Genomic DNA, 24,456 nt, shown 5'->3' with positions numbered 1-24,456 from the left:
GACGGACTGTTGCCATGACCGATTCCACTTCCCCGCGCATCCTGGTGACCGGCTTCGAGCCGTTCGAGCAGGACCCTGTCAATCCCTCGTGGGAAGTGGCGCGTGCCCTGCATGGCGAGATCGTGGAGGGCGCCACCGTCCACGGCCTGCAGCTGCGCTGCGTGTTCGGCGAATCGCTGCGCCAGCTGCAGGAGGCGCTTGCGCAGCTGCAGCCGGTGCTGGTCATCAGCCTGGGCCTGGCCGGCGGCCGCAGCGAGTTCACGCCCGAGCGCGTGGCCATCAATATCGACGACGCCCGCATTCCCGACCATGCGGCGCGCCAGCCCGTGGACCAGGTGGTGATCCCGGGCGCGCCCGCCGCGTACTTTTCCACGCTGCCCATCAAGGCCGTGGTGCACAACCTGCGTGCGCGGGGTATTCCGTCTTCCGTGTCCAACACGGCGGGCACCTTTGTCTGCAACCACGTGTTTTTCGCGCTCATGCACTGGCTGGCCCAGGGCAAGGCTGCGCCGGGTGCGCGGGGCGGCTTCATCCATGTGCCGGCCCTGCCCGAGCAGGCAGCGCGCAAGCCGGGCATGCCCAGCATGTCGCTGGCCGACCAGGTGGCTGCCGTGCGCGAGACCATCCGCACGGCCCTGACCGTGTCCCAGGATCTGAAGGAAAACGCCGGCCAGCTGCACTGAACCCCGTGCACCGAGTCCGGTGAGGAGAGAACGATGAAAATTGACCTGAACAGTGATCTTGGCGAGAGCCTGGGCGGATGGCGCATGGGCGACGATGCCGCCATGCTCGATATCGTCAGCAGCGCCAACGTGGCCTGCGGATTCCATGCCGGCGACCCGGCAGGCATCCTGGAGACGCTCAAGGCCGCCCGCGCGCGCGGCGCCATCGTCGGCGCCCATGTGTCCTATCCCGACCTGGTCGGCTTCGGCCGGCGCAACATGGACGTGGCCAGCGCCGACCTGGTGGCCGGCGTCATCTACCAGATCGGCGCGCTGCAGGGCCTGGCCCGCGTGGCCGGCACCGAGGTGCGCTACGTCAAGCCGCACGGTGCGCTCTACAACACCATCGCCCACGACAGGCGCCAGGCCACCGACGTGATCACGGCCATGCGCGCCATCGACCCCAGCCTGGTGCTGGTGGCGCTGGCCGGCTCGCCCCTGATCGACTGGGCGCGCGACGCAGGCCTGACCGTGGTGGCCGAGGCCTTTGCCGACCGGGGCTACACGCCCGAGGGCACCCTGGTCTCGCGCCGCGATCCGGGCGCCGTGCTGCACGACGTGGACCAGATCGCCGCGCGCATGCTCATGCTGGTGCGCGAAGGGGTGGTCGAGGCCGTGGACGGCAGCCCCGTGCGCATTGCCGCCGACTCCATCTGCGTGCATGGCGACAGCCCGGGAGCCGTGGCCATTGCACGCCATCTGCGCGAGCGTTTCGAGCAGGAGGGCGTGCGCATTTCCTCCTTCGCAGGTTGAGGAGTGGCCATGCGCTTTCTACCTGTCAACCGCCAGGCCCTGCTGGTGGAGCTGGCCGACCTGGATGAAACCCTGGCCCTGCTGGGCTCGCTGCAGCGCGAGCCCATCGCCGGCGTGCAGGAGCTGGTGCCGGCCGCGCGCACCGTGCTTGTGCAGTTCACCCCCGCCCAGGTGGGCGTGGCCGAGCTGGTGAACCGCATCGCCGCGCGTGACCTGAGCCAGCGCGCCGAGCGCAGCGATGTGCTGGTCGAAATCCCCGTGCACTACGACGGCGAGGACCTGGCCGATGTGGCGCAGCTGCTGGGCATCACGCCCGAGGAAGTCGTGCGCCGCCACACGGGCAGTGAATACGCCGTGGCCTTCACGGGCTTTGCGCCCGGCTTTGCCTACCTCAGCGGGGGCGATCCGATCTTCAACGTGCCGCGCCGCACCACGCCGCGCACGCGCGTGCCGGCCGGCTCGGTGGCGCTGGGCGGCACGTTCAGCGCCGTCTATCCCCAGGCCAGCCCGGGCGGCTGGCAACTGATAGGCCGCACCTCGGCGCGCATGTGGGACCTTGCGCGCGAGCTGCCTGCGCTGCTGCAGCCCGGCTACCGCGTGCGCTTTGTCGATGCCGCAGGCATGGAGCAGGCGGATGCCGAACCTGCGCCCGCTGTCGTGCAGGCCGAAGCGACCGAGGGCAACGCGCTGCGCGTCAAGGCCACCGGGCTGATGACGCTGTTCCAGGACCGGGGCCGGCTGGGCCAGGCCGGGCAGGGTGTCTCGGCCTCGGGCGCCATGGACCAGGCCGCCTTCAAGGCCGCCAACCGCCTGGTCGGCAATGCCAGCGACCTGGCCGTGCTGGAGACCGTGGGCGGTGGCCTGTCGCTGCAAAGCCAGGGCGAGACCGTGGTCGCCATCACGGGCGCCGATGCGCCCCTGACCGTGACCACCGGGTCCGGCCAGCGCTGGAGCGTGCCGCGCTACCAGGCCGTGGCCCTGGCCGATGGCGACCTGCTGACCATTGCCCAGCCCGTGGCCGGAGCGCGCTGCTATGTGGCCGTGCGCGGCGGCTTTGCCGTCACGCCCGTGCTGGGCAGCGCCTGCACCGACACCCTGGCGAATGTCGGCCCAGCCGCCCTGGCCGTGGGCCAGATCCTGCCCGTGCAGGCTGCGGACCGCACGGCCGTGTCCGCACCCGAGCTGCCGCCCGAGTCCCTGCCCATCGCCGGGCAGGACGTGGTGCTGGACGTGGAACTGGGCCCGCGCACCGACTGGTTCACGCCCGAGGCCGTGGCCCTGCTGGCCGCGCAGCGCTGGCAGGTCACGCCGCAATCGAACCGCGTGGGCCTGCGCGTGGCGGGCGAGCAGCCCCTGGAGCGCGCCGTGGCCGGCGAGCTGCCCAGCGAAGGCACGCCGCTGGGCGCCATCCAGGTGCCTCCCAGCGGCCAGCCCGTGCTGTTCCTGGCCGACCATCCGCTGACGGGCGGCTACCCTGTCATCGGCTGCGTGGCGCCGCACCACCTCGATCTGGCCGGCCAGATTCCCGTGGGCGCCTGGATCCGCTTCAACCCCATCCGCGCCTTCGAGGAATATTCCCCCGGCGCGCAAGGCGCCCAGCGTCTGCAGAACAATTGAAGGTATTGCGATGAAAAAAGTCCTGATTGCCAACCGTGGCGAGATCGCCGTCCGCATCGCCCGCGCCTGCGCCGACTACGGCGTGAAGTCCGTGGCCGTCTACGCCGATGCCGACATCGACGCCCTGCACGTGCGCATGGCCGACGAGGCCTATGGTCTTGATGGCGAGCGCCCGGCCGACACCTACCTGAACATCGCCAAGCTCATCGCCATCGCGCACAAGAGCGGCGCCGACGCCGTGCACCCCGGCTACGGCTTCCTGTCCGAAAGCGAAGCCTTTGCGCGCGCCGTGCTGGATGCGGGCCTGCGCTGGATCGGCCCCACGCCCGAGACCATCGCCAAGCTCGGCGACAAGGTCGAGGCGCGCAAGATCGCCCTGCAGGTCGGCGCTCCCCTGGTGGCCGGCACGCCCGACCCCGTCAAGGATGCCGGCGAAGTGCTGGCCTTTGCCCAGCAGCACGGCCTGCCCATCATCATCAAGGCCGCCTTCGGCGGCGGCGGGCGCGGCATGAAGATCGCGTGGCGCATGGACGAGGTGGAGGAACTCTTTCACTCGGCCGTGCGCGAGGCCGTCACCGCCTTCGGCCGCGGCGAATGCTTTGTCGAGCAGTTCCTGGACCGCCCCCGCCACATCGAGGCCCAGGTGCTGGCCGACACCCACGGCAACGTGGTCGTGCTGGGCACGCGCGACTGCTCGCTGCAGCGGCGCAACCAGAAGCTGGTGGAAGAGGCCCCGGCGCCCTTCCTCAGCGACGATCAGCGCGCCCGTATCCACAGCTCCGCACGCGACATCTGCGCGGCGGCCGGCTACGTCAGCGCGGGCACGGTGGAATTCCTGCTGAGCCAGAGCGGCGCCATCTCCTTTCTCGAAGTCAACACGCGCCTGCAGGTCGAGCACCCCGTGACCGAGCAGACCACGGGCGTGGACCTGGTGATCGAGCAACTGCGCGTGGCCGACGGCCTGCCGCTGTCCATCACCGAAACCCCGGCGCCGCTGGGCCACTCCATCGAATTCCGCATCAACGCCGAAGACGTGGGCCGGGGCTTCCTGCCCACGCCCGGCCCCGTGGTGCGGTTCGACCCGCCCTCGGGCCCCGGCGTGCGCCTGGACACGGGCGTGCAGACCGGCTCGGTCGTGCCCGGCAGCTTCGACTCGCTGATGGCCAAGCTCATCGTCAGCGGCGCCACGCGCGAACAGGCCCTGGCCCGCGCACGCCGCGCGCTGGCCGAGTTCCGCATCGAAGGCCTGTCCTCCGTCCTGCCCTTCCACCGCGCCGTCATCGGCCATGCCGACTTCGTGGGCAACGACGGCTTCAAGGTCCACACGCGCTGGATCGAATCCGACTTCGCCGATCCCCTGGCCGCCGCCGTGCGCGCCGAGCCGCTGCCCGACGCCAGCCTGGTGCGCTGCGCGGTCGAGATCGACGGGCGACGGGTGTCGCTGGGCCTGCCTGCGGTGCTGCTGCAGGGGCTGGCATCGGCTGGCGGCGGTGTGTCTGCCGCGCCGGCTGCCGAATCTGCAGTGGACCCCGCTGCCGTCACCTCACCCATTGCAGGCAATCTGCATGCGTGGAAGGTGGCCGATGGCGACACCGTTCAGGAGGGCGATGTGATTGCCGTCATGGAGGCCATGAAGATGGAGATGCAGGTGACTGCGCATCGCAGTGGGGTGGTGGCTTTGGTGGCTGAGGCGGGGAAGGCGCAGGTGCTGGGGGCTGTGATTGCTCGGATTGGCTGATTTCGGGTAATCGTTTTTTGATTCTGTTGCGCCTCTGGCGGCAGAGGCCGGGTCTCGGCCCGGCGGCCGACCCGCTTTCTTGTCGCGCGACAAGAAAGCGGGGCAAAGAAGCGCGCCCCAAACTGCCCACGACCCTTCGCTTCGCTGCGGGCGACCTGCGTTGGGCGGGATGCGGGGTGTGCCGCAGAACTCGCTGCGCGCTGGCGCGCTTCGCTCAAACAACTGCGGCAAGTCAGATGACGAAGCAAGCCTGTCCTTCGGCAGGCTTGCCACCCCGCATCCCGCCCAACGCAGGCGTGGGCAGAAGGGGGGAGGCTGAGGGACAGCCAACAGCCAACAGCCGGCGCCATCGCTCCGCTCGGCTTCAAACCAGGGGCCGAGCGAAGCGAAGGCCCTTACCAACTCCCCGTATGTCCGCGCCTGCGGCGTGGTGGTTGCGGGGTTGCAGTCCTGCCGAAGGACAGGACTGCAACCCCGCAACCGCCACGACGCAGGTTGCCCCGCAGCGAAGCGGAGGGGTCGCGGACATCCGGGTCGCCTTTTCTTGGCCTACCTTCTTTTGGCGAAGCAAAAGAAGGTAGGTCGGCCGCCGGGCCGAGACCCGGCCTCGAAAAACAACCCCCCGGCAGGGATCAGAACAGATCCCTGGACCCATCAGGAAGACTCAGCGCCCACCCTGAAAACTACGCGTGCTGTACAGATCCATCGGCAGCCGCGACAGCAGCGGCAGACCAGACACCGCATCCACCGGCTGCCTCTCGATGTAGTTGAAGAACACATCGGAATCGAGCACGCCAATGTCCAGACGGCGCGCATCAGGCACGGCTGCCAGCGTCTTGTAGCCATCGCCACCCGTGGCATTGAAGCTCAGCACGAACAGCTTGTAGGTGCGCGCCGTATCCAGCGGCTTCCACGTCTTGCTCGCGTTGTCATACACCTCGATGCCCGACACGCGCTGGCCGGCCGCCGCTGCCGCATTCACGTCAAAGCGCAGGCCGCCCGTGTAGGGGTAGGGGCCGGTCGTGCCGCTGGGGCCGTACACGGCCTGCAGGCCGTCCTCGAGCATGCCCTTGACTTCCGTGCCGGTGATGTCGAGGCGGAACAGCTTGTTGCCGAAGGGCAGGACCTGGATGACCTGGGCGGCCGTGACCTGGCCCAGCAGCGGGATGCGCACGCCGCCGCCGCTTTGCAGGGTGATGTCGGCGCCGCCGTAGTGGCGGTTGGCTTCTTCCAGGTAGGCCTGGGCCACGAGCTGCTGGATGTCGCCGCCGCGCACGCTCACGCTGCCTTCGGCATTGCAGGCTGCGCTGGACTGGCTGTAGTTCATGGTGCCGACGCCGCCGGGCACGCGGCGCGAGCACAGTTCCCGGGGCACGGTGGCGACCTGCTTGAGGTTGAACTGGGCAACCTTGTCCTTGAAGGGCTGCAGCGCGGCCGTGGCCTTGGCCGAGGGCGTGGTCACGCGCAGCACGCCGGTGGCGGCGGCGCTGGCCTTGAGGGCCGTCTTTTGCGCATCGGTGGCGGCCTTGCCGGCGATGGTGAAGCTGTCGCCGATCAGCACATGGGGCGTGCCCGTGCACTGGGTGACGCGGCCGTCGGCGTCGAACTGGACCTTGAGGTCGCCGACGACCTGGGCGTACTCCCAGGCCTGGACCACGCAGACGGGGCTGCCGTCCCTGTCGGTCAGGCGTGTGGGGTAGGCGCCGCCCGGTGTGCCCACGCCGGTGGTGTTGAGCACGTCGGGGCCGAGCAGGGTGTGCGAGTCGCCGCCCACGACCACGTCCACGCCGCTGAGCTTGGGCACGATCTGGCGGTCGTACTCATAGCCCACATGGCTCATGACGATGATCTTGTTGATGCCCTTGGCGCGCAGCGCGTCGATTTCGCGCTGGGCCGCCGTGGCCTCGTCCTCGAAGGTGGTGTCGGCATCGGGGCTGGACGATGCCTTGGTCTTGCCCGCAATGGTCAGGCCGACGATGCCGATCTTCTGGCCGCCGCGCTCCACCACGGTGGAGGGGGTCACATAGCCGGGCGCCTTGGCCGCGTTCAGGGCCGAGTTGGCGCCAAAGCGCACGTTGGCGCTGAGCACGGGCGTCTTGCAGCTGCCTGTGCGCAGGCGGTCCAGGAAGGACTTGAGGCCGCTGTCGCCCTTGTCGAACTCGTGGTTGCCCAGCGTGAAGGCGTCAAAGCAGACGGTGTTCATGAGGGCGGCATCGGCCTCGCCGTCGGCGCCTGCGCGGTTGAAGTACAGCGTGCCGGTGAGCGCGTCGCCGGCGTGCAGCTTGAGCACGTTGGGCGACTGCGCGGACAGCTCCTCGATGGCCTGGGTCACGCGCGCAAAGCCTGCGGCGTCCACGGCCACGGCTTCGGCCTTGCCCGTGCCGGCGTCCAGCTGCAGGGTCTTGCTCTTGGACTCCAGCGTGGAGTGGTGATCGTTGATGTGCAGAATGCGCAGCTCCAGCGGCTGGCCTGCGGGCGTGTCGTTGCCGGAGCCGCCGCAACCGGCGATCAGGGCGGAGGCAGCCAGGGCCACGGCCAGCGGGCGCAGGGCTGGGCGATGGGAGGTCAAGGACATGAACGGGTTCTCTCTGTATCGGTTTGTCACGGCCGCCGATGCTGGGCAAGGCAGATGACATGGCGATGAAAGCGCCCTGCAGGGGGCTTGACCTTGACATGGTGGCAATCTCTAAAGTGCCTCCAATGCGAGAACAAAGGAGTCAGGCAATGAATGCATCGACCAAGGCCGGCATGGCCATAGACCTGCCCGTTCAGGGCATGACCTGCGCCTCCTGCGTGGGGCGTGTGGAGCGCGCGCTCAAGAAGCTGCCGGGCGTGCAGGAGGCCGTGGTCAACCTGGCCACCGAAAAGGCCAGCATCCGCTTCGAGGGCGCGGCCGATCTGCCCGCCGCCATTTCCGCCATCGAGAAGGCCGGCTACGAGGTGCCCCAGTCCAGCGTGGAACTGGAAGTGGAGGGCATGACCTGCGCCTCCTGCGTGGGCCGCGTGGAGCGGGCGCTGAAAAAGGTGGAGGGCGTGCAATCGGCCAGCGTGAACCTGGCCACCGAACGTGCAGTGGTGACGCTGGCTGGCAGTGCAGATGTGGCGGCCCTTGTGGCAGCTGTGCACAAGGCCGGGTACGAAGCGCGCCCGCTGGGCGGCAACGCGAGCCCGGCCGGGGAGGGCGGCACGGAGCAGCCGCCGGCCGAAGACGGCACGGAGCAGCGCCAGGCGCGCGAGCGGGCCTCGCTCAAGCGCTCGCTGATCGTGGCCACGGTGTTCGCGCTGCCGGTGTTCGTGCTGGAGATGGGCGGCCACATGGTGCCGGCCTTCCACCACTGGGTGGGGCAGGCCATCGGCACGCAGAACAGCTGGTATCTGCAGTGCCTGCTGTCGGCCATCGTGCTGTTCGGGCCGGGCCTGCGGTTCTTTCAGAAAGGCATTCCCGCGCTGCTGCGCGGCGCGCCCGACATGAATTCGCTGGTGGCCGTGGGCACCTCGGCGGCCTTCGCCTATTCGCTGGTGGCCACCTTCGTGCCGCAGTGGCTGCCGGCCGGCACGGTGAATGTGTATTACGAGGCGGCAGCCGTGATCGTGGCGCTGATCCTGCTGGGCCGCTTCATGGAGGCGCGCGCCAAGGGCAATACCTCGGAGGCCATCCGCCGCCTGGTGCGCCTGCAGGCCAAGACAGCGCGCGTGCGCAAGGACGGCAGCGTGCAGGAAGTGGACATCGCCGCCGTGCGTGCGGGCGACACCATCGAGGTGCGGCCCGGCGAGCGCATTCCCGTCGATGGCGAGGTCATCGAGGGCAGCAGCTTCGTCGACGAATCCATGATCAGCGGCGAGCCCGTGCCGGTCGAGAAAACCCCGGGTGCCGAACTGGTCGGCGGCACGGTGAACCAGAACGGCGCGCTGGCCTTTCGCGCCACCAAGGTGGGCGCGGATACGCTGCTGGCGCAGATCATCCGCATGGTCGAGCAGGCCCAGGGCTCCAAGCTGCCCATACAGGCGCTGGTGGACCAGGTCACCATGTGGTTCGTGCCGGCCGTGATGGCCGTGGCCCTGCTGACCTTCGGCGCCTGGCTGGCCTGGGGGCCGTCGCCCGCACTGAGCTTTGCGCTGGTCAATGCCGTGGCCGTGCTCATCATCGCCTGCCCCTGCGCCATGGGCCTGGCCACGCCCACTTCCATCATGGTGGGCACGGGCCGGGCCGCGCAGATGGGCGTGCTGCTGCGCAAGGGCGAGGCGCTGCAGACCTTGAAAGACGCCCGCGTGGTGGCCGTGGACAAGACCGGCACGCTGACGCGCGGCCGCCCCGAGCTGACCGACTTGGTGCTGGCCCCCGGCTTCGAGGGCGAGCGCAGCCGCGTGCTGGCGCTGGTGGCGGCCGTGGAGGACCGCTCCGAGCACCCGATTGCGCGCGCCATCGTGGATGCTGCCAAGGCCGAGGATTTGCCGCTGGGTGCCGTGGATCGCTTTGAATCGGTGACAGGCTTTGGCGTGCGCGCCCAGGTGGACGGCGTGCGCGTGGAGATCGGTGCCGACCGCTTCATGCGCGAATTGGGCCTGCAGGTGGACACGCTGGCAGACGAGGCCGCGCGCCTGGGCGACGAAGGCAAGACGCCGCTGTATGCCGCGGTGGACGGTCGCTTGGCAGCCATGATCGCCGTGGCCGATCCCATCAAGGACAGCACGCCGGCCGCCATTGCCGCCCTGCACGCCTTGGGCCTGAAGGTGGCCATGATCACCGGAGACAACCGCCGCACGGCCGAGGCCATTGCGCGCCAGCTGGGCATCGACGAGGTGGTGGCCGAGGTGCTGCCCGGCGGCAAGGTCGATGCCGTCAAGCGCCTGAAGGCCGAGCATGGCACGCTGGCCTATGTGGGCGACGGCATCAACGACGCGCCGGCCCTGGCCGAGGCCGATGTGGGCCTGGCCATCGGCACGGGCACGGACATCGCCATCGAGGCGGCCGACGTGGTGCTGATGTCGGGCGACCTGGGCGGCGTGCCCAATGCGATTGCGCTGTCCAAGGCCACCATGGCCAACATCCGCCAGAACCTGTTCTGGGCCTTTGCCTACAACGTGGCCCTGATCCCCGTGGCCGCTGGCCTGCTGTACCCCGTCAACGGCACGCTGCTGTCGCCCGTGTTCGCGGCCGGTGCCATGGCGCTGTCCAGCGTCTTCGTGCTCAGCAACGCGCTGCGCCTGCGGCGCTTCAATCCGCCGCTGGCGGCGGGGCGTTGAACGACGAAGGCAGTCAGCCGGGCAGCTTGGGGACGTCTATGAAGTCGTCCAGGCTCAGGCCTTTTTCCTTGAGCAGGGCTTCTAGCACGGGCTGCAGGCGGCCCAGGCTTTGCTGCACGGTCTCGCGCACCGTGTCCACCACGACCTGGGTGCTGCGGTCGATCTCCACATTGAGCAGGTCGCCCACGCCCTTGGACTCGAACACGGTCATGCGGCGCGTCTCGGGGATCAGCCAGACCTCGAACCAGCCGGCCTGGCGGTCCACCTCGGACACCGTGAGGCTGGCGCCGTTGATGGCGATGTAGCCCTTGGCGAACACGTAGTGGCGAAAGCCCTCGGGAATGCCGAAGCGGATGCGGTGGTTGGTGTCGCTGGAGGCTACTTCCAGCACGGGCGAGGTGAAGTCCACGTGGCCCGACAGCGGATGGCCGCCGATCTCGGCGCCATCCTTTGCCGCGCGCTCCACATTGACGCGCCCGCCCACGGCATAGCCGCCCAGCGTGGTGATGTTCAGGCTTTGCAGCATCACGTCGAAGGTGGCGCGCGTGGGCGAGAGGATCTCCGTCACCGTCAGGCACACGCCGTCGGTGGAGACGCTGGCGCCGATGGCCAGGTCCTGGCAGAAGCCTTCGGGAAAGTCGAGGGTGAAGGTGCGCAGGCCGTTCTGGTCGCGCAGCGCGGCAATGCTTGCCACGGCCTGGATGATGCCGGTGAACACGATGTGGGATTCCTTGGAGCCGCCCGGGCGGCGGCGAAGCGGGTATTTTGCAACGCGGCGCTGCGCTGCGGGGGCGCAGGCCGGCGTGTCCCTGCGGGCATCAGGCCGGTGCCGCTGCCTCTTCCCACCAGCCGCTGAGCAGGGCTGGGGGCCGCTGCGCCGCATGCACCCAGGCACAGGACGGCCAGGCATCCTGCTGCACGTTCATGCCCGCATAGATGCCGTAGCCGGGGCCGGCCGCGATCTCGCCTTCGGCATGCAGGGTCTCGCCCGCGCGGATGCTGCAGGCCGCACGGATGTCGCCCAGCGCGCGCATGCCCCAGTCCACCTCGATATGGCTGCCGCCTTCCACGTCGGCGCCAGCGTACAGGCCGTGGCCCAGCTCGATCAGGCCGCTGGCGCGGATGCTGCCGCCCGCGCGCAGGCCCTTGCCGCAGCGGATGGCGCCCTGCACCTCGATGTCCTGGCCGGCCTGGGCGCCGCCGGCCAGGCGCAGGTCGGCGCCGCAGCGCAGCTCCCAGCCGGCGCGCACGTCCTCGGCGCGCAGTTCCTCGTGCACGTCCACGCTCCAGGCGGCCTTGACCAGGCCGCCGGCCTGCAGCGGGCCGCTGCAGAAGATGGCGCCGCCGCTGTGCAGGTCCTGGCCGGCCTCGATGCGTCCGGCGTGGATGCCGGCGCCGGCCTGCAGCGTGCGGCCCACGGCCAGCAGGCCGGGCACGCGCAGCTCGCCATGCACGACGACGCTGCCCGAGAACACCAGGGCATCGGCCTCCAGGTGATCGACCTCCAGCACGGCATCGGTGGGGCCGAACTGGTTCATGAGCCAGCGCGCGTCCTCGACGCGGCCATCGCCCACCAGGGCGTCGAGCACGCGCTGGTAGTCGTTGCCGTCATGGCGGTTGCGCACGAACCAGCGAAAGCCCGCCGCGCAAGGGCTTTTGGCGCGCAGAAAGTTTTGGGAGAGTTCCATGTCCATCGTCAGCTCCTGGGTCACAGCGGCTGTGCCATGCGGCGGCGCAGCCTGAAAGGCGTGCAGGCCAGGGCGATGCGGGCGTGGGCCGGCAGCTCCTGGCATGCGTTTGCATGCGGATTCGCTGCGGGGGCCGTGCGGGAAGCTGGGGTTGGACCTCAGGCTTTCCGCACGGCGGCGGAAAGCAGGGCCGTGAAGCCGCACAGGCTGATGAAGGCCGTGGGCACGCCGTGCACGCGCTGCGGCCGCTGCGCGCGCAAGGCGGTGCAGCGGGTCGGGGCGTGGCGGAAAAGGCGTGTATGGGCCATGGACAGGGGCAGGAGCAGCCGCGATTATGCCGCCAGGCCATTTGCGCACGGGGGCATGGGGGCGTGTACAGGACGGGGCTTCGTTGCTTTGGGTAACATCACGGACCCTACGGGCGCCCGGTGGAGGACCATCGGCGCCCGGTTGCCCTGCTGCGCGGCGATCGGCCCGGCAGGGTCCTCTCGCCAAGAGAAGCCCATGAATTCCAAGACTCCCCCCTCGTTCCTGAGCCGCATCGCCATCGCGATCGGCAGTTTCTTCGCCATCCTCGGCAACGGCCCCCTGGCCGCCGATGTGTCCCGCCTGCGCGACGGCGAGCCGCTGGCCGCCGACGTGCCGCCGCCCGCACCCAAGGAGGTGCGCGTGGAGGTGCCCGTGGACCGGATCGTCGAGGTCCGCGTCGAGGTGCCGGTCGAGAAGATCGTCGAAAAGACCATCGTGGAGCCGGCCGCACCCGCTGGCACCGCCGCACTGCAACTGCTGGGCCTGCTGCAGCGCGAGGCGCGCTTCGTGGACTTCGTGCAGGAAGACGTGGCCGGCTATGCCGACGCCGAGATCGGCGCCGCCGCCCGCGTGGTGCACGAAGGCTGCCGCAAGGTGCTGCGCGAGCATTTCAGCATCGCTCCCGTGCGTGCCGAGGCCGAAGGCAGCCGCGTCACGCTGGCCGCAGGCTTTGATGCCGCCGCCGTGCGCCTGACGGGCAACGTGGTCGGCCAGGCACCCTTCACGGGCACGCTGGGCCACCGCGGCTGGCGCGTGGACGATGTCCGCCTGCCCCAGCTCACCGATCACAAGGCCGCCGCCATCGTGGCCCAGGCCGAGGTGGAGCTGTGAGCATGGACCAGTCCCTTCAATCCTCCCAGGCGCGCTACAGCATCGGCATCGACCTGGGCACCACGCATTGCGCGCTCTCCTATGTGGACCGCCAGGCCAGCGATGGCGAGAAGGTGGAGCAGGGCGTGCTGGACATTCCCCAGCTCACCGGCCCCTCCAGCGTGGAGGCGCGCCCGCTGCTGCCGTCCTTCCTGTACCTGCCGCATGAAAGCGAGCTGACTGCGGCCGACATGGCCCTGCCCTGGGGCGCCAGCCAGGACTTCGTGGTGGGCGAGTTCGCGCGATCGCGCGGCGCGGCCACGCCGATCCGGCTGGTCTCCAGCGCCAAGAGCTGGCTGTGCCATCCGGGCGTGGACCGCCGCTCGCCCCTGCTGCCGGCCGATGCGCCCGAGGAGGTGCACCGCGTCTCGCCCCTGACCGCCTCCATCCGCTATCTGTCGCACCTGCGTTGGGCCTGGGAGCAGGCCCATCCCGAGGCGCCGTTCGACGCCCAGGATGTGACGGTGACCATTCCCGCATCGTTCGACCCGGCCGCGCGCGAGCTGACGGCCGAGGCCTGCCGCGCCGCGGGCTTCCAGAGGCTCACGCTGCTGGAGGAACCCCAGGCTGCGCTGTACAGCTGGATCCAGGCCAGCGGCGGCCAGTGGCGCAAGCAGGTACAAAGCGGCGAGATCATCCTCGTCGTGGACGTGGGCGGCGGCACCACCGACCTGTCGCTGATCGCCGTGCTGGAAAAGGACGGCGGCCTGGAGCTGCAGCGCGTGGCCGTGGGCGAGCACATCCTGCTGGGCGGCGACAACATGGACCTGGCCCTGGCCTATGGCGTGGCGCGCAAGCTGGCCCAGGAGGGCAAGCAGCTCGACGCCTGGCAGACCCGCGCCCTGGCCCATGGCTGCCGCCAGGCCAAGGAGCAGTTGCTGGCCGATGCCACGCTGCAGTCCGTGCCCGTGGTCGTGCCCAGCCGGGGCAGCAAGCTCATCGGCGGCAGCATCCGCACCGAGGTCACGCGTGACGAGGTGCTGCAGATGCTGGTGGAAGGCTTCTTCCCGCGCGCCGCCGTCTCCGACAAGCCCCAGACCCGCGCGCGCGCCGCGCTGACCCAGCTGGGCCTGCCCTATGCGCAGGACGCGGCCGTCACGCGCCATCTGGCGGCCTTCCTCTCGCGCCAGGCCGGCGCCACCGAGCAGATCGAAGGCCTCCAGGGCACGCAGCCCGAGGGCGCGTCCTTCCTGCATCCCTCGGCCATCCTGTTCAACGGCGGCGTGCTCAAGGCGCCGCAGATCGAGCAGCGCATCCTGGAAGTCGTCAACGGCTGGCTGGCCGGCGAAGGCGCGCAACCCGCGCGCCTGCTGGACGGCGCCAACCTCGACCTGGCCGTGGCGCGCGGCGCCGCCTACTTCGGCCATGTGGCGGCTGCGGGCCGTGGCGTGCGCATCCGTGGCGGCACGGCGCAGAGCTATTACGTGGGCGTGGAAAGCAACATGCCCGCCATCCCCGGCATGGAGCCGCCCATCTCGGCCCTGTGCCTGGCGCCCTTCGGCATGGAAGAGGGCACCGAGGTGGCGCTGGACACGCAGGAATTCGGCCTGGTCGTGGGCGAGCCCGTGCGCCTGCGCTTTTTCGGCTCCTCCGTGCGCCGCGCCGACCAGGTCGGCACCGTGCTGGACTTCTGGGGACCCGAGGAACTGGTCGAGCTGCAGGAAATCGAGGCCCATCTGCCCGCCGAAGGCCGTGCGCCCGGCGAGATCGTGCCCGTCACCCTGCATGCGCGCGTGACCGACATCGGCACGCTGGAACTCAACGCCGTGCCCGTGGGTGGTGACGAACGCTGGAAGGTGGAGTTCGACGTGCGGGCCGATGTAGCGTAGCCCGCCCCGGCGGCAGGCCCGGTCCGGGCCGCGCACCGTGCCCTGTATGACTGCCGATATGCCTGATACTGCCGCCCCCGCCTCCGCCACCCCCTTCGCTCCCGACGCCGCCCACATCGTGGGCATCGACCTGGGCACCAGCCACACCGTGGTGGCGCATGTGCCCGTGGGCGGCACGGCGGCCGACATCGCCTTGCTGCCCGTGGCGCAGCGTGTCTCGGCTGGCGAGGTGGCGGCCCAGGTGCTGCTGCCCTCGGCGCGCTACCAGGCGGCGCCCGGCGAACTGGGCGATGCCTGGCAGCAGCCTTGGACTGCTTTGGGCGCGGATGCGCAAGCGCCCGCCGTCAACGGCCGCTGGGCGCGTGACCTGGGCGCGGCCGTGCCGTCGCGCCTGGTGGCCAGCGCCAAGAGCTGGCTGTCGCACGCGGGCGTGGACCGCACGGCGGCCATCCTGCCCTGGGGCGCGCCCGAAGAGGTGGCCCGGCTGTCTCCGCTGCAGGCCTCAGCCAGCTACCTGGACCATGTCCGGCAGGCCTGGGACCGCACGCACCCCGGCGCGCCGCTGAGGGACCAGCTGGTCGTGCTGACCGTGCCGGCCTCATTCGACGAAGGCGCGCGCGCACTGACGCTGGAGGCCGCGCGGCTGGCCGGCCTGCCTGCGGTGCAATTGCTGGAGGAACCCAAGGCTGCCTTCCACGACTGGCTGGTGCTGCAGGGCGAACGCCTGGCGGCCGAGCTGGCGCACTGCCGCCTGGTGCTGGTGGTGGATGTGGGCGGCGGCACCACCGACCTGACCCTGATCCGCGTGCAGCCCGCTGAAGCTGGAGGCCTGCCCGTGCTGACACGCACGGCCGTGGGCGAGCACCTGATGCTGGGCGGCGACAACATGGACCTGGCGCTGGCCCATCGGCTGGAGCCGCAGTTCGCCCCGCCCGGCGAGCGCCTGCCCGCCGCACGCTTCGCCCAACTGGTGCAGCGCTGCCGCATGGCCAAGGAACAGTTGCTGGCCGACGATGCGCCCGAGTCCGTGGCCGTGACCCTGCTGGGCAGCGGATCGAAGCTGCTGGCGCAGACGCGCACGGCCACGCTGCGCCGCGACGAGGTGCGCGAGGCCGTGGTCGAAGGCTTCATGCCGCTGGCCGGCCTGCAGGATCTGCCCACCCGGCGCCAGGGCGCTTTGCGCGGCCTGGGGCTGCCCTATCCTGCCGATGCGGCGATCACACGGCACCTGGCGCAGTTCCTCGCGCAGCACGCGGCTGGGGAGTTGCCCGATGCGGTCCTGCTCAATGGCGGCGTCTTCCACGCCCATGCGCTGGCCCAGCGGCTGGTGGCGCAACTGCAGGCCTGGCGCGGCCAGCCGCTGCGCCTGCTGCACAACCCGCATCCCGACTGGGCCGTGGCACGTGGCGCGGCGGCGCATGGCCTGGCCATGCATGTCCAGAGCCGTCCGTCTGAGGATCTGCCGGAATCGGAAGATGCCCGGACTGTGCCCGCCCCGGTACCGCGCATCGGCGGTGGCTCGCCGCGCAGCTACTGGCTGGTCCTGCCCGAGAAGGCGGGTGCCGCACCACAGGGCATCTGCCTGCTGCCGCGCGGCACGGAGGAGGGCGTGCGCATCGTGCTCTCCGGCCGGCGCTTTGCGTTGCGCCTGGGCCAGGCCGTGCGCTTTTCGCTGGTGGCCAACAGCCTGGCGGCGGCGCCTGCGCAGGCCGGCCGTATCGCGGCGCTCGACGGCGAGGGCTGGGTCGAGCTGCCCGCCCTGTCCACCGTGCTGCCCGCGCCCGAGGGCCGGGACAAGGCCCAGGTCGAAGTGCAACTGCAGGCCTGCATGACCGAGGTCGGCACGCTGGAGGTGCGCTGCGTGGCCGCCGACGATGCGCAGCGCCAGTGGTTGCTGCCGTTCAGCGTGCGCGGCGCGCTGGCCGCAGATGCGCAGGACACCGGCGATCTTTCTGCCCGGCAGGGCCGGCTGGCGGATGCCGTGGCCCTGATCGAGCGCATCTTCGGCAGCCAGGCCCAGGAGGTGACGGCCAAGGAGGTCCGCCAGCTGCGCCAGTCGCTGGAGCGACGGCTGGGCCCGCGCGAGGACTGGGACCTGCCGCTGCTGCGCGCACTGTTCGACACCTTGCTGACCCGCGCCAGGCGCCGCCGCCGCACGGCCGAGCACGAGCGCGTCTGGCTGAACCTGGCAGGCTGGTGCCTGCGCCCCGGCGTGGGCGCCGAGCTGGACGGCTGGCGCATGCAGCAGGTCTGGCAACTGCATGGCCAGGGCCTGGGCCATGGCGGCGAGGCGGCCAACCGCACCGAATGGTGGGTCTTCTGGCGCCGCGTGGCCGCGGGCCTGGACGAGGCCCGGCAGATGGAGCTGCTGGAAGAGGTTGCCGGCCACATGCAAAAGGCCGTGCAGCAGTCCACGCAGCGCAGCCAGGGCAAGTCCGCCCATGGCAGCTACGACGACATGCTGCGCCTGTTCGCCGCCATGGAAGCTGTGCCCTGGCAGTACCGCCAGGAAATGGGCCAGTGGATGCTGCAGCGGCTGAAGCACCCCGGTGAATCCGTGCAGACCTGGTGGGCCATAGGCCGGCTGGCCGCGCGCATGCCGCTGGCGGCCAACGCCCACCGCGTCATGCCGCCCGAGGCTGCGCAGGAGTTCCTGGACGCCACCCTGGCCCAGGACTGGCGCCGCAATGAAACCGCCATGTTCGCTGCCGTGCAGATGGCCCGCATGACGGGCGACCGTGCGCTGGACCTGTCCGATGCCCAGCGCGCCCTGGTGCTGGAGCGGTTGCGCGGCGCCGGTGCACCGCAGCGCTGGATCGACCTGGTGGAACAGGTCCAGCAGATGGACGCCCAGGATGCGAAGCGCAGCTTTGGGGATAGCCTGCCGCCGGGGCTGGTGCTGGTGGGGTGACGGCTGTTGCCCAAGAAGAAGGCCCCGCAGTGCGGGGCCTTCTTCTTGGGGAGGCACTGCACCTGCTGCAGTGCGCGTGCTTACTGGGTTTTCCAGACGTAGTAGCCCACACCCTCATATTTGAAGAAGGGATACTTGGTGATCACCTGATCCCGCTCTGCAATGTTGATGGTGTAGAAGTGCGCACCAGTCTGCTCGTTGAAGAAGCGGAATATGGGAACTGTTCCATTGACTGCAGTTGTGGCGGCATACCAGGCGATGCCTTCATCGATGAAGCCGGGATAGTAGATCTTCACCTGGTTGCGCTCGAAGGCGTCGATGGTGAAGAAATGCGCGCTTGTATTTCTATTGAAGAAGCGGAATACGGGATCCAGCCCTTGTTGCATTTGGGTGGATGCATAGAAGGCCACGTTTTCATACTGGAAGGCCGGATAGGTTGCAATCACCTGATCGCGCTCTTGTGCATTGGCTGTATAGAAATGCGCACCGGTGACCCGATTGAAGAAGCGATAGACGGGGGTACGTGTCTGGGAGGTGCCGGTAATCGGGTCTGCTGCAAGCCATTTCTGAACATTGGGAAACAGCAGATCGAAGCGTCCATAGATGGACATGCCGCCAGAGGCAGGGCAAGTCTGGTCGTCGCCGCCATAGAGGACCCCGGCCAAACGTCCTTCCACGAACATGCCCGAGCCGCTGCTGCCTCCTTGCGTCAGCCCTTGATCCCAGTTCACCAGGTTGAAGCCACCGCTGACATTGGCGCATTTCATCATCCCTTCGCTGGAAGGCTCGCATGAGACTGATCTGGAGACTGTGCCGAAACTGATTTTCTGCAGATCGCCTCGGGGATGGTGGATGCCCACCATGCTGGTGCCACCAGCCACTGTCTGGCTGGTCCAGCCTGCAAACACCGCACCGGCTGGGGGCGCATCGTTGAGGCGCAGCAGTGTGGAATCGTAGTCCGCCGTCGCATAGAGCAAGGTGGCACCGTTTCGCAGCACCCTGTTTGCGGATGACAACGTGCGACTGTTGCAGGAGGGCGTGCGATAGAACCAGGAGGTTTCCAGGGTGGAAGCCACTGTCTGGCTGCTGATGCAATGGTTGGCCGTAATGAAGTAAGGCGTGCCGGAAGCGGCCTTGTCATTGAGCAGCGTACCCGTGCACAAATAGCCCGCACCGTTCTTCACATAGAGCATGCGTGCTACGGCATTGCGTTGTGTGCTGTAGTTGTCGTAGCAGGTGGAGTCCAGATTGCAGGACAGGGACTCGTTGAGCTGGGCCGAGAACTGCATTTCGCTTTCCAGCGGAAGCGAAAGGTTCTCGTGGATATGCATCACGCGCGGGATGGCGATGCGCAGCGCGTCGGCGGGAATGCCGGGTGGCAGTTCGATCTCCAGCGTCACCTCGTCACCGCCAGTGTCCGGCGTCCACCAGGTGCGACCATCGGTGGTTTTGTCTCCCGCCTCCAGATTGGCCTGCAGACCCTGCAGCACGCGCTGGCCGGCGATCTCGTAGGCGCCCGCACGATGGTCACGCGCATAGACGCGCAGCAGCGCACTGCCTGGCAGTTGCTGCATCTCGACGCCCATGCGGATGCCGTAGGCGCCTTCCGAACGCAGGCTGACAGCGGCCACCAGGCCGCCCGAGGCCGTGGAGTGCCATTGCAACTGCGAGGCCAGCGCGTCGGTCGTGGCCGTCTGTGTGCTCAGTCGCTGCGCGCCCACCTGCATGGCGCCGTCCTGCGGGGCCGATGCGGCGTGGTACTCCTTCCATGCGCCCAGTTCCACGCGCAGTGGTGTGACCTCGGAAGGGGCGGCCAAGCTGCGAGATGCCAGAAATTCCCGAGGGGAGTTCAGAGGCTGGACATGGTGGTCCACGCTCATGGCGGGGTAGGCAGATTCCTGCCCCCATGCCAGCCCCAGGCTGCCTGCGAAGGCGAGCGCCAGCGCGACGCTGCGCAAACCCCTGCGCGCAGTGGTGTCGAAAAGATCGGTCATGAGCTCCCTCTCAACGGATTGGTGGATATTGCGAAACCCGGGCATTTTAGGTGTTGTGTGCGTGACAGCCCGGTGACGGCAGGGCCGTCCGGCGCTTCCTAGAATGGTCGCTGCGCTGCAGCGGCAGCCGGGTGCGGACACTGCGAGCGCCGTGCCTGCCCCACACATCTGCCCCCTGTCATCTACCAAGGATCTGATCCAGCATGAGCCACTCCTACTCCGACACCCAACTCCTGATCGACGGCCAATGGCAGGACGCCGCCAGCGGCAGGAAGATTCCCGTGCGCAATCCGGCCAGCGGCGAGGTCATCGGCCATGTGGCCCATGCCGACGTGGCCGACCTGGACCGTGCGCTGGCCGCCGCTCAGCGCGGCTTCGAGACCTGGCGCAAGGTCTCCGCCCATGAGCGCGGAGCCGCCATGCGCCGTGCCGCAGCCCTGCTCAAGGAGCGGGCCGACGAGATCGCTGCCCTGCTGACGCAGGAGCAGGGCAAGCCGCTGGCCGAGGCCAAGGGCGAGATCCTGGCCGGCGTGGGCATCATCGAATGGTTTGCCGACGAGGCGCTGCGCGTGTATGGCCGCATCGTGCCCTCGCGCCGTCCCGAGGTGCAGCAGCTGGTGATCAAGGAGCCCGTGGGTCCCGTGGCCGCCTTCACGCCCTGGAACTTCCCCGTCAACCAGATCGTGCGCAAGATCGGCGCGGCGCTGGCCACAGGCTGCTCCTTCCTGTGCAAGGCGCCCGAGGAAACGCCGGCCGCGCCTGCCGCCCTGTTCAAGTGCTTTGTCGATGCCGGCGTGCCCGCCGGGGTGGTGGGCCTGGTGTTCGGCGATCCGGCCCAGATTTCCTCCTACCTGATCGCCCATCCCGTGATCCGCAAGGTCACGTTCACGGGTTCCACGCCCGTGGGCAAGCAGCTGGCGGCGCTGGCCGGTCAGCACATGAAGCGCTCGACCATGGAGCTGGGCGGCCACGCGCCGGTCATCGTGGCCGAGGATGCCGATGTGGCGCTGGCCGTCAAGGCGGCGGGGGCGGCCAAGTTCCGCAATGCAGGCCAGGTCTGTATCTCGCCCACGCGCTTTCTGGTGCACAACAGCGTGCGCGAGGAGTTCACACGCGCCATGGTGGCGCATGCCGAAGGCCTCAAGGTCGGCGATGGCCTGGTGCAGGGCACGCAGATGGGCCCGCTGGCCAATCCGCGCCGCGTCACCGCACTGGCCCATTTCATCGAGGACGCGCAAAAGCAGGGCGCCAAGCTGCTCACGGGCGGCGGCTCCCTGGGCGACAAGGGCAACTACTTTGCACCCACGGTGCTGGGCGATGTGCCGCTGAGCGCCGAGATCTTCAACCAGGAGCCTTTCGGCCCCGTGGCTGCCATCCGCGGCTTCGACGATCTGGGCGATGCCATCGCCGAGGCCAACCGCCTGTCCTATGGCTTGGCCGCCTATGCGTTCACGCGCTCCATCAAGACCGCTCACCAGCTGGCGCAGCGGGTCGAGGCCGGCATGCTGTGGATCAACCAGCCGGCCGTGGCCTCGGCCGAGATGCCGTTCGGCGGCATCAAGGACTCGGGCTACGGCTCCGAAGGCGGACCCGAGGCGCTGGAGGCCTACCTGGTCTCCAAGGCCGTGTCCATTGCCGCCGTGTGATCATGGCCGGCTGAACGATGAACGGCCTCTGAGGGGGCCGTTTTTCATGGGTGCGGCTTGCGCGCGGGAATGCGGTAGATGACGGCCGCGTACTTGGGCCGCTGCTGCTGCTCCACGACGACTCCGCCCAATCCTTCGGCGATGCGCCGGCTGGCCGTGTTGGCCTCGGCCACCGGGTAGCTGAAGGACTGCGGGGCGAAGGTTTCTGCGGCCCAGGCGGCCAGGGCGGCAACGGCCTCGTGGCCATGGCCCTGGCCATGCGCGTCCTCGCGTATCCAGATGCCGAGTTCGGGCTCGGCATCGCGCGCGCGGTGCAGGCCCAGCAGGCCGGTGAATCGGCCTGACGCGCGCTCGCGCAGCGTGAAGTTGAAGTCCGTGCCGGCTGCGATCTCCCGCAACCATCCGCGCCAGACCGCCTCGAAATCGGCAGGCGCCGATGGCGGCTCGAAGGACAGGTAGCGCGTCAACGTGGGCGTGATGCAGGCAAAGGCCTCATCGGCATCGGCGGCAGTGAAGGGGCGCAGCGCCAGGCGCTGTGAGGTGATGGTGGTGTCGCTCCACGTCATGGATGCTTTCCTCGCAACAGGGGGACAGAGAGCGTGGGGCGCTGCCGGCCTGGGCCGGCCTTAGCCGTTCATTCTGGCATGGGTCCGTGCTTCAGCCGGCATTGCGGAAGAAGGCTTCGTGCTGCGCGATCTCATGCGCGGCATGGCGCAGCTGGCGGGCCTGGTCGGGGTGGCGTTCGGCCACGCGCTGCGCCAGCGCGCGCAAAAGCGGCGGGCACTGGCCGGGCGCCTGCTGCAGCCGCTGCAGGCGCAGCAGCGCGGCGCGCACGGCGCGGGCCGTGCCGTCGCCAAGCGCGGCTTCCTCGGACAGCTGGTGCAGCGCCTGGATGGCGCGGCCCACATGCAGCGCGGCCAGGCCGCACTCGGCCGCCTGCGCGCCCAGCTGCCCTCCAGCCTGCTCCGACATGCGCACCAGGCGCAGCAGCCGGTGGTACAGGCGGGCGCGCCAGATGCGGCCATCGCGCGCATGGCCCGGCGTGGCGGCCATGTCCTGCAGCTCGTGGACCATCATGGAGCGCAGGCCCTGCAGCCGTCCCTGCAGGGTGACCGGCAGGATGAATCGGTAGGCAGCCCAGCCGGCCAGCGGCCCGGACACCACCGCCAGCCCCAGGGCCAGCGCATGGCCGAAGCTGGCCGTCTGCGGGTAGTGGGGCTGCAGCAGGAGCAGCAGCACCATGTTGCAGTCATAGCCCGAGAGCGCGGTGCGCTGGTGCGAGAACAGCAGTGCGCCCACGTAGACAAAGGGCAGCATCAGCCACACCAGGCCCGCCTGGCTGCTGGCGAACGGCCAGACCAGCCACTGGCAGGCCAGGGCCACCAGCACGCCCATGGCCTGGCCCAGGGTCACATGGCGCATGGTGGCCGACGGGTTCTCGAAGCCCGAGAACACGGTCAGCATGATGGACATGCCCAGCAGCATGTAGGCGCCGCCGCTCCAGCCCGTCACCACCCACAGCAGGCCCACGATGGCGATGGCCGCGCTGGCGCGCAGCATGGCGCGGCGCGCGCCCAGCCAATCGCTGTGCAGCACCACGGGCCATTGGCGGGCGCGGTGGCCGGGCGGCAGGGCCACGTCATGGGTGGCGGCCAGGTGGGCCTGCAGCGCAAAGCCCATCGGGGCCAGCATGTCGGCTGCGCCGGGCCAGGCCACAGCGGCCTCGCGTGCGCGTACCAGGGCCGCCGCGGCCTCGTGCAACTGCACGCGCGTCTCCAGCGCCACGGCGGCTTCGCGCAGCGCCTGCGCGGCGGCCAGGGCCTGCGCCTCGCCAAAGGCCGCAGGCGGCTCCTGCGACGGCGCGTCACGCAGCCACAGCAGGGCCGAGATCTGGGCATTCATGAGTCGGCGCAGCGCGTGCACGGCCTCGCGCGAGCGCTGCGATCCTGCGGCGTGCGGGTCCAGCCCCTCCTCGATCACCGCCATGGCCAGCAGGCGGGCGGCGATCTCCTGCGAGCCCAGTGACGAACGGCCGCGCGCCTGCAGGCTGTCGGCCAGATCGCTCAGCAGCCGGGCAAACAGCTGGCGTACCTCGGCATTGCCGGGAATGCCGCTGCCCTTGGGCGTGAACAGCCAGCCCACGAGCAAGGCTGCGAACACGCCGGTCAGCGCGGTGAACAGCCGGTCCCAGCCCAGCGCGAAGACCTGCTCGGGATGGGCGAAGTCCAGCAGCGCCACCATGGCTGCCGAATAGCCGGCCAGCATGGTGCCGTAGGCCACGAAGCTGCGCTGCAGATTGCCCACGCCCGCACACAGGCCCAGCCAGACGGCCAGGCCCAGCACCAGCCACAGCAGGTTTCCGTGGGCCAGCAGCACCAGGCCCACGCCCACGGCCGTGCCGGCCACGGTGCCTGCGACCCGGAAAAAGCTTTTCTCGACCAGTTGCCCGCGCAGCGGCTGGGATGCGGCCCAGGTGGCCATGGCAGCCCACTGCGGATGCTCCAGCCCCAGCTGCCAGGCGGCCAGCAGCGCCAGGCAGGCGGCAAAGGCCGTGCGCAGATGCTGGCGCAGGCGCACGGGGTCGAAACCCCAGCGGACCGAGGCCTGCAGCAGGCGGCCATAGGCATCGTGGAGGGCGCTCATGGCGCGCCTTCCGTGCGCAGCGCGGCCATGCGCGCCTGGATCTTGGCCATGCCGGCCAGCATGGCCTCGACCTCGGCATCGTCCAGGTCCTGCAGCATGGCCAGCTCGGCCTGCAGCATGGTGGCGCGCACGCGGTCCACGGCGCCGTTGCCTTCGTCCGTCAGGAAGATGCGCTTGCTGCGCCGGTCGCCGGGGTCGGCACGGCGTTCCACCCAGCCGTGGCCTTCCAGAATATCGAGCAGGCGCACCAGGCTGGAGCCGTCCAGTCCCACGCGCTCGGCCAGTTCCTTTTGCGTGACACCGTCGCCCCAGGCGCGCAGGTGGATCAGCGGCGCCCAGGTGGCATCGGTCAGGCCGTCGGCCAGCAGTTGTTCCTCGACCTGGCGGCGCCATTGGCGTACCAGGGTGACCATGAGAAAGCCGAGACGGGCGCGGGGAGGGGCAGAGGCAAAGGACATGCCTCGATTATCTTTGTAGTTCAATTAATTTGCA

At 69.5% G+C, this 24,456-nt stretch carries 17 protein-coding genes; 9 read left to right on the top strand and 8 right to left on the bottom strand.

Features of this window, described 5'->3' with window-relative positions; genetic code table 11:
* Positions 1-14: 14 nt before the first annotated feature.
* Genes pcp through PO605_RS17405 form a run of 4 tightly spaced genes read left to right on the top strand, consistent with a single transcriptional unit; the run spans position 15 to position 4,830 of the window.
* A complete protein-coding gene (gene pcp / locus PO605_RS17420; RefSeq protein WP_016454391.1) occupies positions 15-683 on the top strand; it encodes a pyroglutamyl-peptidase I in 669 nt (222 codons plus the stop codon).
* 33 nt (positions 684-716) lie between these two features.
* Positions 717-1,475: a LamB/YcsF family protein gene (locus tag PO605_RS17415; RefSeq protein ID WP_016454390.1), complete on the top strand. Its 759-nt coding sequence runs from the start codon at positions 717-719 to the stop codon at positions 1,473-1,475.
* 9 nt (positions 1,476-1,484) lie between these two features.
* Complete coding sequence (locus PO605_RS17410) at positions 1,485-3,092, top strand: urea amidolyase family protein (RefSeq protein WP_047472787.1); 1,608 nt, start codon at positions 1,485-1,487, stop codon at positions 3,090-3,092.
* A 10-nt stretch (positions 3,093-3,102) separates the two neighbouring features.
* Positions 3,103-4,830, top strand: a complete 1,728-nt coding sequence (locus tag PO605_RS17405; RefSeq protein ID WP_047472786.1) for an acetyl/propionyl/methylcrotonyl-CoA carboxylase subunit alpha — start codon at positions 3,103-3,105, stop codon at positions 4,828-4,830.
* A 664-nt stretch (positions 4,831-5,494) separates the two neighbouring features.
* Here PO605_RS17405 and PO605_RS17400 read toward each other — a convergent pair.
* Complete coding sequence (locus tag PO605_RS17400) at positions 5,495-7,405, bottom strand: bifunctional metallophosphatase/5'-nucleotidase (protein WP_047472455.1); 1,911 nt, start codon at positions 7,403-7,405, stop codon at positions 5,495-5,497.
* 149 nt (positions 7,406-7,554) lie between these two features.
* Between PO605_RS17400 and PO605_RS17395 the strand changes: the two genes are divergently transcribed.
* Positions 7,555-10,074 carry a heavy metal translocating P-type ATPase gene (locus PO605_RS17395; protein WP_272206675.1) on the top strand — a complete coding sequence of 840 codons (2,520 nt, stop codon included), beginning with the start codon at positions 7,555-7,557 and terminating at the stop codon, positions 10,072-10,074.
* 13 nt (positions 10,075-10,087) lie between these two features.
* Here PO605_RS17395 and PO605_RS17390 read toward each other — a convergent pair whose 3' ends face one another.
* From PO605_RS17390 to PO605_RS17380, 3 genes are all read right to left on the bottom strand, one after another.
* Entirely contained in the window at positions 10,088-10,792 is a 705-nt protein-coding gene (locus PO605_RS17390; protein WP_012207520.1) for a riboflavin synthase, read from the bottom strand.
* 100 nt (positions 10,793-10,892) lie between these two features.
* Positions 10,893-11,768 (bottom strand): hypothetical protein, encoded by an 876-nt coding sequence (locus PO605_RS17385; protein WP_065346807.1) that lies wholly within the window; start codon positions 11,766-11,768, stop codon positions 10,893-10,895.
* A 152-nt stretch (positions 11,769-11,920) separates the two neighbouring features.
* Positions 11,921-12,070: a hypothetical protein gene (locus PO605_RS17380; RefSeq protein ID WP_013800628.1), complete on the bottom strand. Its 150-nt coding sequence runs from the start codon at positions 12,068-12,070 to the stop codon at positions 11,921-11,923.
* A gap of 196 nt (positions 12,071-12,266) precedes the next feature.
* Here PO605_RS17380 and PO605_RS17375 point away from each other — a divergent pair, with 196 nt between their 5' ends.
* Genes PO605_RS17375 through PO605_RS17365 form a run of 3 tightly spaced genes read left to right on the top strand, consistent with a single transcriptional unit; the run spans position 12,267 to position 17,681 of the window.
* Complete coding sequence (locus PO605_RS17375; protein WP_013800629.1) at positions 12,267-12,902, top strand: DUF2760 domain-containing protein; 636 nt, start codon at positions 12,267-12,269, stop codon at positions 12,900-12,902.
* Positions 12,903-12,904: 2 nt separating this feature from the next.
* Positions 12,905-14,770, top strand: a complete 1,866-nt coding sequence (locus PO605_RS17370) for an Hsp70 family protein (RefSeq protein WP_272206674.1) — start codon at positions 12,905-12,907, stop codon at positions 14,768-14,770.
* 58 nt (positions 14,771-14,828) lie between these two features.
* Positions 14,829-17,681: an Hsp70 family protein gene (locus PO605_RS17365; RefSeq protein WP_272206673.1), complete on the top strand. Its 2,853-nt coding sequence runs from the start codon at positions 14,829-14,831 to the stop codon at positions 17,679-17,681.
* An 80-nt stretch (positions 17,682-17,761) separates the two neighbouring features.
* Here PO605_RS17365 and PO605_RS17360 read toward each other — a convergent pair whose 3' ends face one another.
* Positions 17,762-19,675 (bottom strand): trypsin-like peptidase domain-containing protein, encoded by a 1,914-nt coding sequence (locus PO605_RS17360; protein WP_272206672.1) that lies wholly within the window; start codon positions 19,673-19,675, stop codon positions 17,762-17,764.
* 203 nt (positions 19,676-19,878) lie between these two features.
* Between PO605_RS17360 and PO605_RS17355 the strand changes: the two genes are divergently transcribed.
* The gene (locus PO605_RS17355) at positions 19,879-21,321 is read left to right on the top strand and encodes an NAD-dependent succinate-semialdehyde dehydrogenase (protein WP_047474191.1); all 1,443 of its coding nucleotides are present in this window, start codon (positions 19,879-19,881) and stop codon (positions 21,319-21,321) included.
* Positions 21,322-21,365: 44 nt separating this feature from the next.
* Here PO605_RS17355 and PO605_RS17350 read toward each other — a convergent pair whose 3' ends face one another.
* The 3 genes from PO605_RS17350 to PO605_RS17340 all read right to left on the bottom strand — a co-directional run bounded on the left by PO605_RS17350 (position 21,366) and on the right by PO605_RS17340 (position 24,422).
* Positions 21,366-21,887, bottom strand: coding sequence for a GNAT family N-acetyltransferase (locus PO605_RS17350; RefSeq protein WP_047474188.1), 522 nt, complete (start codon positions 21,885-21,887; stop codon positions 21,366-21,368).
* 91 nt (positions 21,888-21,978) lie between these two features.
* Positions 21,979-23,964: an FUSC family protein gene (locus tag PO605_RS17345; protein WP_272206671.1), complete on the bottom strand. Its 1,986-nt coding sequence runs from the start codon at positions 23,962-23,964 to the stop codon at positions 21,979-21,981.
* Positions 23,961-24,422: a MarR family winged helix-turn-helix transcriptional regulator gene (locus tag PO605_RS17340; protein WP_012207511.1), complete on the bottom strand. Its 462-nt coding sequence runs from the start codon at positions 24,420-24,422 to the stop codon at positions 23,961-23,963. The genes PO605_RS17345 and PO605_RS17340 overlap by 4 nt, the downstream gene beginning before the upstream one ends.
* Positions 24,423-24,456: the final 34 nt, after the last annotated feature.

Source organism: Delftia sp. DT-2 (assembly GCF_028401915.1).
Taxonomy (GTDB): Bacteria; Pseudomonadota; Gammaproteobacteria; order Burkholderiales; family Burkholderiaceae_C; genus Comamonas; species Comamonas tsuruhatensis.
This window is presented reverse-complemented; position numbering and strand designations above follow the sequence as displayed.